Source organism: Qipengyuania sp. (assembly GCF_964227205.1).
In the GTDB taxonomy this organism is placed as follows: Bacteria; Pseudomonadota; Alphaproteobacteria; order Sphingomonadales; family Sphingomonadaceae; genus Qipengyuania.
Genome location: NZ_CAXQVB010000002.1, coordinates 182,510 through 195,651, shown reverse-complemented (window position 1 = coordinate 195,651; position 13,142 = coordinate 182,510). Strand labels below are relative to the sequence as shown.

Below are 13,142 nucleotides of genomic sequence, written 5' to 3'. Positions count from 1 at the left end.
CCGATGTCAGACCAGACCGACCGCCTTCTCACGATCATGGCGCGACTGCGCGATCCGCAAACGGGTTGCGAGTGGGACACGGCGCAGAACTTTTCCACCATCGCCCCTTACACCATCGAAGAGGCTTACGAAGTCGCCGATGCAATCGACCGTGGCGACATGGACGATCTGCGCGGCGAGCTCGGCGACCTTTTGTTCCAGGTCGTTTTCCACGCCCGGATGGCGGAAGAAGCCGGCCACTTCGCCTTCGAGGATGTCGCCCGTCATATCGCCGACAAGATGGAAGCTCGCCACCCGCATATCTTCGGCGATGAAGGCGGCGTCATGGAAGATGGCCGCTGGGAAGATCTGAAGGCGGCCGAGCGCGAAGCAACGGGAGCCACCGGCGCGATGGATGGCATTGCGCAGGCGTTGCCGGCACTGCTCCGCTCGCACAAGCTCCAGAAACGGGCCGCTCGGGTCGGATTCGAATGGCATGACGTCACGGGGCCGCTCGCCAAGCTCGAGGAGGAACTCGCCGAGCTGGAAGCGGCCGAAAGCGATGAAGAACGGTTGATGGAAGCGGGCGACGTGCTCTTCGTCGTCGTCAACATCATCCGCCGTTATGGCGTCGACCCCGAACAGGCCCTCCGCGCATCAAATTCGAAATTCGAAAGACGATTCAGGATGATGGAGCGTCTCGCTAAGACCGACGGTCAAGAATTTTCCGCGCTCGATCTCGACGCGCAGGAGCGGTACTGGCAACGGGCCAAAGGCGACATCGGCTAGGACAGGGCCTCGAACTGCCCCAGTTCCTTGGGATTGAGCCGTACGGTGATGAGCCGCTTGGCCCCTCCCTCCCCGGCTTCGATGTCTTCGATCACTTCGCCATGTGCGTGGAGCCAGGCAATTCGGCGCCCATCGGTGGCCGCCACTTCGAAGGTCCGCAGAGCGGCATTGCGCGTCAGCATTTCCCCGAGCCGCTCGAGCAGACTGTCGATCCCTTCTCCGCTCAGGGCCGACAGGGCGACGATGTCGTCATCGGCTGCAACCTGTTTGGCCAGCTCGTCTGCATCCTCGGGCGCAAGCTGGTCCCACTTGTTCCAGATTTCGAGGATCGGGATCGACGATGCGCCCTCCTCTCCCTCGATCACGCCCAGGTCGCGCAGCACTTCGAGCACTTGGGCCTTCTGGGCGCCGGTCGAGGGATTGGAAATATCGCGCACGTGGCAGATTACGTCGGCGGAAGTGACTTCCTCGAGCGTGGCGCGAAAGGCGGCGACAAGCTGTGTTGGAAGGTCGGAAATAAAGCCGACCGTATCCGACAGAATCGCCTTCTCGACCCCCGGCAGCGCGATCGCGCGCATCGTCGGATCGAGCGTGGCGAAGAGCAGGTCCTCGGCCATTACGCCGGCACCGGTCAAGCGGTTGAACAGCGTCGACTTTCCGGCATTGGTATATCCGACCAGCGCGACCACCGGCCATGGTGCGCGTTCGCGGCGCTCGCGGTGGAGGCCGCGGGTCTTGCGGACCTGTTCCAGCTCCTTGCGCAAGCGCCCCATGCGCTGGCGGATCATCCGCCGGTCGGCTTCGATCTGCGTTTCGCCGGGGCCGCCGAGGAAGCCGAAACCGCCGCGCTGTCGCTCGAGGTGGGTCCAGCTGCGCACCAGGCGGCTCTGCTGGTAATCGAGATGGGCCAGTTCGACCTGGAGGCGCCCCTCGGCAGTGGCCGCACGTTCACCGAATATCTCGAGGATCAGACCGGTGCGGTCGATCACCTTGCGCGCAAGCTTGTCCTCGAGATTGCGCTGCTGGATCGGGGTCAGCGCACCGTCGACGACGACGAGTTCGGCCTCGTTCTGCTCGCACGCGATACGGATGTTCTCCACCTGGCCCGCGCCGAACAGCAGATTGGGGCGCACGTCGCGCACCGGCAGCACGAAACTCTCGGCGATGACCATACCGATCGCCAGCGCCAAGCCTTCGGCTTCTGCCAGGCGCGACTGTGCATCGAGATCGTAGGCGACCCCGCGGATGTCCGGGCACACGACCAGCGCCCGCGCCCCGCGCGACACCTCGCCCATCAAATCATCGTCGAAGCTCAGTTGTCGGACTCTTCTTCCCAGTCCTCGGTCAGATCGACTGGGGTGGCCGGCTGGATCGTCGACACAGCGTGCTTGTAGGCAAGCTGGACGTAGCCGTCACGCTCGAGCAGCATGCAGAACAGATCGTAAGCCGCGATCCGTCCCTGGAGCATGACCCCATTGACGAGGAACATGGTCACCTGCGCTTCCGCCTGGCGCACCCGGCTCAGGAAAACATCCTGCAGCAAACGCTGTTTGGCGCCCGATCCCTGGCTCGCGAACTGGCCGGTATCGATTGGCTGCGCGGGCATGATGGTGCTGATCGCATGTTTGTAGACCAGTTGCGACTGGCCGTCGCGACGCAACAGGATCGAGAAATTGTCGAACCAGGTCACGATCCCCTGCAACTTCACGCCCTTGACGAGAAACATCGTCACCGGAGACTTGTTCTTGCGTAGCAGGTTGAGGAAAGCGTCCTGCAGGTTGGCAGGGCGGTTGGCCGAACCGCTTTCGGGCGGTCTCGCACGCGGCCGTGCCGAGAGAGTACGTTCGCCGGACATGTCTTTTTCCCGTTCTTGGCGGCTCCAGCGGAGCCGCAATCTGGACGCCCACCACGTCCGATGGCGTTCGCAACTGCTCGCGAACCTCTATATTGTGGAAGAAAATCGCAAATAGCGCAACGCTATCCTGATTTGCGGCTCCAATATGTAACTTTAGGCCTCCGGTATCAGTTCTTTCGCTCCGGAGTCTTGCGTTCGACCATTCCGAGCAGCTTGAGCTTCCGGTGAAGCGCTGAACGCTCCATGCCGATAAAGGTCGCAGTCTTTGAAATGTTCCCGGAAAAACGGCGGATCTGGACGGTCAGATATTCGCGCTCGAAGTTCTCGCGTGCCTCGCGCAAGGGCGCTCCCATCATGGCACCAACGGCGCTGTTCCCGCCCAGCTTCCCGCCGAGAACCTCTTCGGGGAGCATGTCGACCTCGATCTGCTCGAGGTCTTCGCGCGGTGTCAGGATGATCGTCCGCTCGACGACATTGCGCAATTGGCGAACATTGCCCGGCCAGTCATAGGCCTGCAGCGCGGCCATCGCCTCGTCGCTGATGGTCGGCGGCCTTATGCCCTGTTCGGTGGCGTAGCGGGCAAAAAAACTGTTGGCCAGGGCGGGGATGTCATCGCGCCGTTCGGCCAGCGAGGGAACTTCCACCGGCACCACGTTGAGGCGATAGAACAGGTCTTCGCGGAAGCGTTTCTCTTCCATCTCCTTGGCGAGATCTCGCGAGGTAGAGGATACCACCCGTACGTCGACCCCGATTTGCCGGGTCCCCCCGACCCTGACGAAGCTTTGCTCGGTCAGGACACGCAAGATGCGGGCTTGGGTAGAGAGCGGCATGTCGGCCACTTCGTCGAGATAGAGCGTTCCGCCATCCGCTGTTTCGAGCAGGCCTGGCCGAACCAGCTTGCCGTCTGCCTCTTCGCCGAACAGTTCCTCCTCGAAACGCTCGGGAGTGATGCGTGCGGAATTGACGATGACGAACGCCTTGTCGCCCCGTTGACTCCAGCTGTGCAAGAGCCGCGCCGCGACTTCCTTCCCGGCCCCGGCAGGCCCTGTAATAAGAACCCGACTGCCCGTGGCCGCGACCCGTTTGAGCGTGGCGCGGACATTGTTGATGACGGCCGAATTGCCCGTAAACTCGTCGCCCTGCGCCAGGTTCTCGCGCAGGCGCGTATTCTCGCGGCGCAGGCGCTCGGTTTCGGTGGCGCGCTCGACCAGATGCAACAGGCGCTCGGCCTCGAACGGCTTCTCGATGAAGTCGACCGCACCGCGACTGACCGCGCTCACCGCGGTATCGATATTGCCGTGACCCGAAAAGATGATCACCGGCAAATCGGGCTCGCGCAGCTTTATCGCGTCGAGTACCTCGAGCCCGTCCATCGGGCTGCCATGCAACCACACGTCGAGCAGCACGAGGCTCGGACGTTTCTCGTCGACGGCCTCGAGTGCCGAGGTGCTGTCCCCGGCTGTGCGGCAATCATACCCTTCGTCGCTCAGCACGCCCGCGACGAGTTCGCGAATGTCGCGTTCGTCGTCGACGATGAGAATATCCAGCGCCATGCGTCCCTACCCTTCTGTCTTCAAACTGCCCTGCTCGCCGCTCGCCGCGGCAAGAGGATCGCGCGCAAACCGCATCGTCACGCGCGTGCCCCCGGTCTCGACCGAGGTGAATGTCATTTCCCCGCCGTGTTCCTCGACGATCTTGTTGACGATCGCGAGCCCGAGCCCGGTGCCCTTTTCCCGTGTCGTCACATACGGCTCGAGTATGTTCACGCGGTCCTGCGGCAGTCCGATCCCGTTGTCCTCAACCGATACGGTCACGAATTCCTCGTCGGGAACAACCTCGACGCGGATCTTGCCGCGGTAATCGAGTTCGGCCGACTGCGCCTGCGCCTCGATCGCCTCATAGGCGTTCTTGAGCGTATTGGTCAGCGCCTGGCCGAGCTGATGCCTGTCACATTGGATCCGCAGGGGACCGTTCTCGGGCGCCTGCAAGCGATAATCCACGTCGGGATGTGCCACCTCCTGAAGGAACAGCGACTGGCGGACGAGATCGAGTGCATCCTCGGGCCGAAAGCTAGGCTTCGGCAGACGCGCAAAGCTGGAAAATTCGTCGACCATTTTACGCAAGTCGCCAACCTGCCTGACGATCGTGCTGGTCAATTCGTCGAACAGCTCGCCGTCCTGTTCGATCTGCTTGCGATAGCGGCGCCTGAGTCGCTCGGTGGCCAGCTGGATCGGGGTCAGCGGGTTCTTGATCTCGTGCGCTATGCGTCGAGCCACGTCGGACCAGGCGGCCTGCCGCTGGTCGAGTAGCTGGCGGGTAATGTCTTCGAAGGTGATCACGTGGCCGTCGCTTTCGCGACCGATCTTGACTGCAAAGGTCAGTAGTTCGCCGTTGCGGCTGTGCGAGATAACGCCCTGAGCCAGCCCCGCGCGGACCATCGCCCCGATTTGCGGGGCGACATCGTCGAGCGCGTCGGCTTCGTGTCCCGCTTCGGCTTCGATGCCGAGCATGGTGTAGGCGCGCGCATTCATCAGCAGCACGTTGAGATCGCGGTCCACCGAAATGACCCCCGCACTCACCGATTCGAGCACCGCCTCCATGAAGCTGCGCCGCTCTTCGAGCTCGGTATTGGCGGACAGCAGCGCATCGGTCTGTTTCTCGAGCTGCGCGGTCATGCGGTTGAAGGCCCGGTTGAGCAGGCCGATTTCGTCGGCTCCTGTCCGCCCCTCGACGCGCAAGGCAAAATTGCCCGCACCGACCTTGCGCGCGGCGGCCACGAGATCGGTCAGAGGTTCGACCTGACGATCCGCGAAGCGCAGCGCGAACCAGACGGCAAGCCCGACCAGGGCCAACGAAACGAAGAACAGCGCGAGGTTGAAGCGCAGTTGGAGCGCGCGGGCGCGCTTGGTCAACTCGTCATAGGCGGTCGAAATCGATCGCGCCGTCTGCCAGCTCCTGAAGCTTCCGGCTTCGGCATTGCGCGCAGTGTAGAGGTAGATCCCTGCGTCGCGATCGATCGGAGCCACCGCCTCGATCCGTTCGGGGCTTCCGCGCACCGCAACCTGCTCGCCGCGTGCAAGCTGGGCGAGCGAGTCTTGCGCGAAAGTGCGTGGGTCGCTGTCTTCACTGAGACCATAAACGACAGCGGTGCGCATCGTCTTGTCCGGCATGGCCTGCAGGATCGCACTTTCGATCACGTCGCGCGGCTCGGCCTGATACTGATAAACGAGGGCGAAATTGGGATCGGTCACCTGCACGCGTCCGAGGATCGCGCGCATGTCCATAGCCATCGAGATCGTCTCATTGGCGAGATCGAGCTGGTTTTCCTCGTAATAGCCCTCGGCGAGTCGGTTGGCGTTTTCCATCAGTCCGCGCGAATCGTCGGAAAACCAGAAATCGACCCCCGACTGGAAGAGGAAGGCGGCGAAGCCGGCTACGAGCAGTGTCGGAACCGCAGCGATCATCGAGAAAAAGAACACCAGCCTGACGTGCAGGCGCGCCGTGCTGCCTGCCGCGCGGCGCAAGGCGATCCGGCGACCCGCCAACACCAGCAGGGCCATCGCCGGGATAAGCGTACCGATAAGCAGTCCTGCAACCTGCCGCGAAGGGAGCAATGCACCATTGGGCGGGGCGTTGGTAAAGGTCGCCCAGGTGCTGACAACCATAACCAGGAATGCGACGGCCGCGAGAGCTTCGATGTAGCCGAAGACATTCTGTCTTCGCGAAGTTACGACGAACCTGCGCCACCAGCGCGGCGTATGCCGCCTTGCTCCTGCTATGCTCGTCGCCATCGTGGCGCGCATACAACGGCACTGTTGCAGATATGCAAGTACAAATTCGACAAACGGAGTATGTTACCCGACAGCGCACCTTCCGGTCATCGCCGACGGACAAAACTCTCCGGGGCGATGTCCAGTTCGGAAAGACGCTTGCGCAAGGTGTTGCGATTGATCCCCAGCAAGTGCGCCGCACGTAACTGGTTGCCTCCGGTCCGGTCCAGGGCGAGTTCGAACAGGGGCTTCTCAAAGGCTGCCAGTGCCGCGTGATAGAGGGTGCCATCCGCTGGACGGGCTTCATCGATCCATGTCTCCACCGCGGATGCAAAACCCGATCGCCCGCCGGCCTCGCCGGTCTTCACTGGCGGCGGTAGAATATCGTCAACCGAGGTGCGATCGATCACCTCTTCGCGCGCTAGCAGGGCAAGGCGAAACACCGCGTTGCGCAGTTCGCGCACATTGCCCGGCCAGCTACGCGCCGCTAGCGCGCCGATTGCCTCAGCACTCGCTTGTCGGCTCGGCAATCCCTCGCTGGCGGCCTGTCCAAGGAAATGACGGACGAGCGCACCTATGTCCTGCTGCCGTTCGCGCAACGGCGGCAGGTGGATCGGCACCACATTGAGGCGATAGTAGAGGTCTTCGCGGAACCGGCCATCGGAAATCATCGGCGTAAGGTCGCGATTGGTCGCCGCGACGATGCGGACATCGACGCCGATTTCCTGACGCCCACCGACCCGCCGGATGCGGCCCGATTGCAGCGCGCGCAGCAGCCGCGTCTGCGCTTCGGCGGGCATGTCGCCGATTTCGTCGAGGAACAGCGTCCCCCCATTGGCCTGCTCGAACTTGCCGATCTGCTGGGTCACTGCGCCGGTGAACGCTCCACGCTCGTGGCCGAACAGCTCGCTTTCGAGGAGGTCATGAGGGATGGCGGCCATGTTTACCGCAACGAAGGGTCCGGTTTTGCGCGCGCCCAGTTCGTGGATCGCCTCGGCCACCAGTTCCTTGCCCGTCCCGCTCTCGCCGGTGATCAGCACGGTGAGATCGTTGCGCAATACGCGCGTTATCATCCGGAACACGCCCTGCATCGCGGGGCTGCGGCCGATCAGCGGGAGCGCGCTGTCCTCTCCCTCATCTGCACTCTCTGCTGCGGGCCGGCTGGCAACCGCCTGCCCCACGGCCTGCGTCAACTCGTCCAGATCGAAGGGCTTGGGGAAATATTCGAACGTTTCGCTGTCGCTCGCCCTCACCGCCGTATCGAGCGTATTCTGCGCCGAAAGGACGATGACCGGCATGTCCGGAGCCCGCTGGCGGACCGCATCGATGGAGGCCAGGCCATCGCCATCGACCAGCATGACATCGGTCAGCATGACGTCGAAATCATGGTCCGCCAAAAGCGAATCGCGCCGGGCGATACTGTCGCAGGCGGTTACCTCGAAGCCGTCGTCGTGCAGCGCCTCGGTGATCACCGTGACGATGCTCTTGTCGTCCTCAACCAACAGTACCCTGTGAGCCATTGACCTCCCCTAGCCTGCCACCGGCAGGTTGATCCGAAAATGCGTTTCGCCAGCACGATCGTCGCGTTCGTGCGATATCCGCCCCCCCATGTCGCGCAGGAGCTTGCGTACGAGCGCGAGGCCGAGCCCCTGCCCCTGCGGCTTGCTGGAGACGAAGGGTTCGAACACGTGATCGCGCAGGACAGGATCAACTCCCGGCCCGCAATCGGTGACGGTGATCTCGATCGGCAGGCGCGTCGCCTTGCCGAAGCGGATCGTGTTGAAGACCAGTCCGCTGACGAAACGCGTTCTCACGGACACCCTTGGCCGTTCGGTCGTCGCGCTGGCATCGCAGGCATTTGCGATAAGGTTGATCAGCACCTGCTCGAGCGCTCCCTGGTCGGCGGCGACCGGCGGCAGCGAAGGGTCGAACTCCTCGATCAGTTCGCAGCCATCGCTGCGCCCGGCGCGTACGGTCCCCATGGCATTGCGGATCGCTTCGTGAAGATTGCAAGGTCCGGTGACTTCGACCGGTTTGGCGCCCAGTAGCTGCATGCGGTCGATCAACTCGGCGATGCGATCGACCTCTGCGGAAATCATCTTCGCGAGGGGTTTGTCTTTCCCCGCGACCCGCCGCGCGAGCAGCTGGCTCGCCCCGCGAATTGCCGAAAGCGGGTTCTTTATCTCATGTGCGAGAACGGCCGGGGCGCGCAATTCCACGCGCTCGTCTTCGTTCTCGTCGTTTTCCGGTTGCCCCGCATCGGACAGGGTCACCACCCGCCAGCCCGTTTCAGCATGCATCGGCGAGCTGCTGATGTTGACGCGCCGGTCACCGACGGCCGTGGCGATGGTGACGCCGCGCGCGATGACCTGTGCGTCCGAGGACGCGAGCCTGTCGCACAGTCGCTGGTCGGCGATCCCGACCACATCCCAGAAGCGCTTTTCCGACAGCTTTCTTGCGCTTCGGCCGAGCATTTCCTCGGCCGCGTGATTGGCTTCTACGATGGTGTCGTCCTCGTCGAGCAGCAGAACCGCGAAGATCAGGGCGGCCAATTGGGCCCTTGCGCCGGGGGCGGCGGTCACGCGGCCCTGCGCTCCAGGAACGGCTCGTAGAAGCGCTCGAGCTCGTCGAGGACCTTGCGCGGATCGTCGATGAAATTGACGAAATTGCGGAAGTCGGCCGATCCGTGCAGTCCTTTGGTGTACCACCCGAGGTGCTTGCGCGCGATCTTGGTCCCGACCCCCTCGCCATAGTGGTCGAGCATCATGGTATAGTGCTCGACCAGCGTCGCGTATTGCTCGTCGAAACTTGGGGAATCGAGCACCTCGCCCGTGCGCCACCAGTGCATCACCTGCCCCAGCAGCCAGGGTTTGCCATAGGCCCCGCGCCCGATCATGATTCCGTCCGCACCCGACTGGTCGAGCGCCTTCGCGGCATCGTCGATCGTGCATATGTCGCCATTGGCAATAACAGGGATCGACACCGCATCCTTGACCTTGCGGATGAAGGCCCAGTCCGCGCTTCCCTTGTACATCTGGTTGCGCGTGCGCCCGTGAACGGTGACCATCTTGATCCCCAGATCCTCAGCGATGCGCGCGAGTTCGGGAGCGTTGAGATCGGCATGGTCCCAGCCCATCCGCATCTTGACCGTGACGGGCACGTCGACCGCCTTGACAGTCGCTTCCATCAGCTTCGTCGCCAGCGGCACTTCGCGCATAAGCGCCGAGCCGGCGAGCTGGCCCACGACCTTTCGGACCGGACAGCCGAAATTGATATCGATGATCGCAGCGCCATTGTCCTGCTGCAGCTTGGCTGCCTCGGCCATGCTAGTAGGATCGCAGCCGACCAGTTGCATCGACACCGGTTCCTCGGTCGCGTCCCATGCCGCCTTCTGGATGCTCTGACGCGTCTCGCGGATCGCCGCCTCGCTGGCGATCATCTCGGTGACATTGAGCCCAGAGCCGTAACGGCGCACGAGCTTGCGGAACGGCAAGTCGGTCACCCCCGTCATCGGGGCGAGCACGACCGGCGTGTCGATCGTCACGTCGCCGACGAGGATCGGCTTCGGCGGCGCCGGAGGAAGGGGGGAAATGGTCATGCCGGAATTCATTGCCTAAATATTGGGCAGGCACATAGTGCGTTGCAGCGTTAACGGCAAGCCGCTAGCGGGCAGCTTTCGTATGCAGGACGACCCGCCCCTTCCGAGCTTCGCCGCGATCGTCGTCGCGGCCGGGCAAGGCCTGCGCGCGGGACAACCGCTGCCTAAGCAATTCGCCATCTGGCGCGGCAAGCCGGTGCTTCGCCATTCCGTCGATGCGCTCCTCGCGTCGGGCGCCGAGCCGCTTGTTATCGCGATTCCGACCGGGGCCGAAGAACTTGCGCGCGCCGCGCTCAAGGGGCTGGACGGCTTTATGCTCGTCGAAGGTGGCGATACGCGCCAGCAATCGGTCGCCCGCGCGCTGGCGGCGATCGATTCGGCCAAGCGCGTCCTCATCCACGATGCCGCGCGCCCGGACCTGCCCCGTCAGGTCATCGAGCGCCTCCTCACTGCGCTAGATGGGCACGCTGGTGCCATCCCGGTGCTGCCGGTCGTCGACAGCCTCTCGATCGATACCGACGGCATGATGTCGGGCAGCGCCCCGAGAGAACAGCTGCGTCGCGTCCAGACCCCCCAGGCCTTTCGCTTTTCGGCTATCCGGGACGCTCATCAGGCGTGGCAGGGCGAGCCCACCGCCGGTGACGATGCCCAGGTCCTACGCGCCGCAGGAGAACGGGTAGCGCATGTACCGGGTGACGAGCGCCTCGCCAAACTGACTTTCGCGGAGGATTTCATGGCCGTCTTGCCCCCCGTTCGCACCGGAATGGGCTTCGACGTCCATCGTCTCGTGGCAGGGGAGGAACTATGGCTCGGCGGCATTCGGATCGAATACGAGAAGGGGCTGGCCGGGCACAGCGACGCCGACGTCGCGCTCCACGCCATCGTCGACGCACTCCTCGGCGCCATCGGAGCCGGAGATATCGGCAGCCACTTTCCTCCCAGCGATCCGCAATGGAAAGGCGCCAGCAGCGACCGCTTCCTGATCCAAGCCGGGCGATTGGTCGACGCCGCCGGATATTTCACGGGCAACATCGATCTGACCATAGTTTGCGAGGCCCCCAAGATCGGCCCTCATCGCGACGCCATGCGCGCGCGCATTGCCGAATTGCTCGGCGTTGACATCGGAGCGATATCGGTAAAGGCCACAACCACCGAACGCCTCGGATTCACCGGTCGCGGCGAAGGCATCGCGGCACAGGCCGTAGCGACTGTATTGAGGAAGTGAGAGACGTCATGACCCTCGAAGCCCTTCTCCCGGACGACATTGCCACGCTGGCAAAGCGCGTGGTCGAGGAAAATATCGCCATCGGGCGCAAGGTCGCGCTGGCCGAGAGCTGCACCGGGGGGCTTGTCGCGGCGGCGCTCACCGAAGTACCCGGTTCCTCGGCGGTCTTCGACCGCGGCTTCGTGACCTATTCCAACGAAGCGAAGATGGAATCGCTCGGCGTACCGCTCGAGATTATCGAGACCTTCGGCGCGGTGTCGATCGCTTGCGCCTGGGCCATGGCCAAGGGAGCCCTTGAAAAGAGCCACGCCGACCTCGCCATTGCCATCAGCGGTGTCGCCGGCCCTTCAGGCGGCAGTGATCTCAAGCCGGTCGGGACGGTCGTATTCTCACGCGTCTGTCGAGGAAACAAGGGAGAGCCTGAAGGCGAGTTGAAACGCTTCGAGCCGACGTCGCGCGCAGATATCCGCCGGCAAGCGACGATCTGCGCGCTCGAACTCTTGCTACCCTAAAGGTTCGCCGCGGCGTTCTCGCGGCCGTAAAGCGCGTCCGCACGATCTTCGAAGGCCTGCACCATCTTGCGAAAGGCGCGGTCGAAATACTGGCCTGCGAGCGCCTCGAACACCGCGTTGCGAAACGTGAACTCAACGCAGAAATCGACTTCGCAGCCGCCATCTTCTGTGGGGGTGAAGGTCCAGTTGTTGTCGAGATCCTTCAGCGGCCCGTCGACATAGATCACTTCGATATGACCCGGGCGTTGCTTGAGCACCTTCGAGGTGAATTTTTCGCGGATCGCCTTGAAGCCGACCAGCATGTCGGCGACCATCTCGGTCTCGCTGTCGCTGCGGATCCGTGTCGCCACGACCCAAGGCAGAAATTTCGGATAGCTGCCGACATCGGCCACCAGGTCGAACATCTGCTCCTGGCTGTAGGGAAGGCGGCGCTTCTCGCGGATGCCGGGCATCAGGTGCCCTGCTTGGCGAGCATCGCTTCGCGCGCCGCGCGCATCTCGGCGAAATCGTCGCCGGCATGATAGCTCGATCGGGTCAGCGGGCTCGATGCGACCTGGAGGAAACCCTTGGCCCGTGCGATCGCGCCATAGGCGGCGAACTGCTTGGGTGTGACGAAGTCTTCCACCTTCGCGTGCTTGGGCGTGGGCTGGAGATACTGGCCCATGGTGATGAAATCGATATCGGCGCTGCGCATGTCGTCCATCACCTGATGCACTTCGAGCCGCGCTTCGCCGAGGCCAAGCATGATGCCCGACTTGGTGAAGATCAGCGGGTTGTGTGCCTTGACCTCCTCGAGCAGGCGCAGCGAGGCATAGTAGCGCGCGCCCGGACGTATGGTCGGATAGAGCCGCGGCACCGTCTCGAGATTGTGGTTGAAAACGTCGGGACCAGCCTCGCAGATCTCGGCGATCGACTGCTTCATCCGACCCTTGAAGTCGGGAGTGAGAATTTCGATCGTCGTGTCCGGCGTCTCGCGGCGCAGCGCGTTGATGACCTTGACGAACTGGCCGGCACCGCGGTCCGGCAAATCGTCGCGGTCGACGCTGGTGATGACGATATGCTCGAGGCCCATCGCAGCCGCCGCGGCGGCGGTGTGCTCGGGTTCGAGCGGGTCGACCGGCATCGGCATGCCCGTCTTGATATTGCAGAAGCGGCAGGCGCGCGTGCAGGTATCGCCGAGGATCATCACCGTGGCGTGCTTCTTGGTCCAGCATTCGCCGATATTGGGGCAGGCGGCTTCTTCGCACACCGTGTGCAGATTGAGTTCGCGCATCAGCTTGCGCGTTTCCTGATAGCCCTTGCTGACGGGAGCCTTGACGCGGATCCAGTCGGGCTTGCGCTGCATCTTGGGGCGTTCGCCCTCGGGCTGGGGTGCGGAGGAGAGGTCGTTCATGTCGCGGCCCATCTAGGCCCC

The 13,142-nt window shown here is 63.4% G+C and carries 12 protein-coding genes; 3 read left to right on the top strand and 9 right to left on the bottom strand.

Going from position 1 to position 13,142, the window contains the following annotated elements:
• Nucleotides 1–3: 3 nt before the first annotated feature.
• Nucleotides 4–768 (top strand): nucleoside triphosphate pyrophosphohydrolase, encoded by a 765-nt coding sequence (gene mazG / locus ACEQZ0_RS02850; RefSeq protein ID WP_370188210.1) that lies wholly within the window; start codon nt 4–6, stop codon nt 766–768.
• On the opposite strand, the gene hflX is transcribed toward mazG, so the two are convergent.
• The 7 genes from hflX to dusB form a co-directional block, all read right to left on the bottom strand.
• Nucleotides 765–2,063 (bottom strand): GTPase HflX, encoded by a 1,299-nt coding sequence (gene hflX, locus ACEQZ0_RS02845; RefSeq protein WP_370188208.1) that lies wholly within the window; start codon nt 2,061–2,063, stop codon nt 765–767. The two genes, mazG and hflX, sit on opposite strands and share 4 nt — an antisense overlap.
• Before the next feature lie 17 nt (nt 2,064–2,080).
• Entirely contained in the window at nt 2,081–2,623 is a 543-nt protein-coding gene (hfq, locus tag ACEQZ0_RS02840; RefSeq protein ID WP_370188206.1) for an RNA chaperone Hfq, read from the bottom strand.
• 167 nt (nt 2,624–2,790) lie between these two features.
• Nucleotides 2,791–4,176, bottom strand: coding sequence for a sigma-54-dependent transcriptional regulator (locus ACEQZ0_RS02835; RefSeq protein WP_370188204.1), 1,386 nt, complete (start codon nt 4,174–4,176; stop codon nt 2,791–2,793).
• Between the two features lie 6 nt (nt 4,177–4,182).
• On the bottom strand, nt 4,183–6,414 hold the full coding sequence (locus tag ACEQZ0_RS02830) for an ATP-binding protein (protein ID WP_370188202.1): 2,232 nt from the start codon (nt 6,412–6,414) through the stop codon (nt 4,183–4,185).
• Between the two features lie 86 nt (nt 6,415–6,500).
• Complete coding sequence (gene ntrC, locus ACEQZ0_RS02825) at nt 6,501–7,913, bottom strand: nitrogen regulation protein NR(I) (RefSeq protein WP_370188200.1); 1,413 nt, start codon at nt 7,911–7,913, stop codon at nt 6,501–6,503.
• A 9-nt stretch (nt 7,914–7,922) separates the two neighbouring features.
• Nucleotides 7,923–8,975 carry a nitrogen regulation protein NR(II) gene (locus ACEQZ0_RS02820; protein ID WP_370188198.1) on the bottom strand — a complete coding sequence of 351 codons (1,053 nt, stop codon included), beginning with the start codon at nt 8,973–8,975 and terminating at the stop codon, nt 7,923–7,925.
• Nucleotides 8,972–9,991, bottom strand: coding sequence for a tRNA dihydrouridine synthase DusB (gene dusB, locus ACEQZ0_RS02815; RefSeq protein ID WP_370188196.1), 1,020 nt, complete (start codon nt 9,989–9,991; stop codon nt 8,972–8,974). The genes ACEQZ0_RS02820 and dusB overlap by 4 nt, the downstream gene beginning before the upstream one ends.
• 82 nt (nt 9,992–10,073) lie before the next feature.
• Here dusB and ACEQZ0_RS02810 point away from each other — a divergent pair, with 82 nt between their 5' ends.
• On the top strand, nt 10,074–11,216 hold the full coding sequence (locus tag ACEQZ0_RS02810) for a bifunctional 2-C-methyl-D-erythritol 4-phosphate cytidylyltransferase/2-C-methyl-D-erythritol 2,4-cyclodiphosphate synthase (protein WP_370189909.1): 1,143 nt from the start codon (nt 10,074–10,076) through the stop codon (nt 11,214–11,216).
• Between the two features lie 8 nt (nt 11,217–11,224).
• Nucleotides 11,225–11,728 carry a CinA family protein gene (locus tag ACEQZ0_RS02805; protein WP_370188194.1) on the top strand — a complete coding sequence of 168 codons (504 nt, stop codon included), beginning with the start codon at nt 11,225–11,227 and terminating at the stop codon, nt 11,726–11,728.
• Here the strand turns inward: ACEQZ0_RS02805 and ACEQZ0_RS02800 are convergent.
• Both ACEQZ0_RS02800 and lipA read right to left on the bottom strand, forming a co-directional pair.
• Nucleotides 11,725–12,180 (bottom strand): type II toxin-antitoxin system RatA family toxin, encoded by a 456-nt coding sequence (locus ACEQZ0_RS02800; RefSeq protein WP_370188192.1) that lies wholly within the window; start codon nt 12,178–12,180, stop codon nt 11,725–11,727. The genes ACEQZ0_RS02805 and ACEQZ0_RS02800 overlap by 4 nt on opposite strands.
• Nucleotides 12,180–13,121 (bottom strand): lipoyl synthase, encoded by a 942-nt coding sequence (gene lipA / locus ACEQZ0_RS02795; protein ID WP_370189907.1) that lies wholly within the window; start codon nt 13,119–13,121, stop codon nt 12,180–12,182. The genes ACEQZ0_RS02800 and lipA overlap by 1 nt, the downstream gene beginning before the upstream one ends.
• Nucleotides 13,122–13,142: the final 21 nt, after the last annotated feature.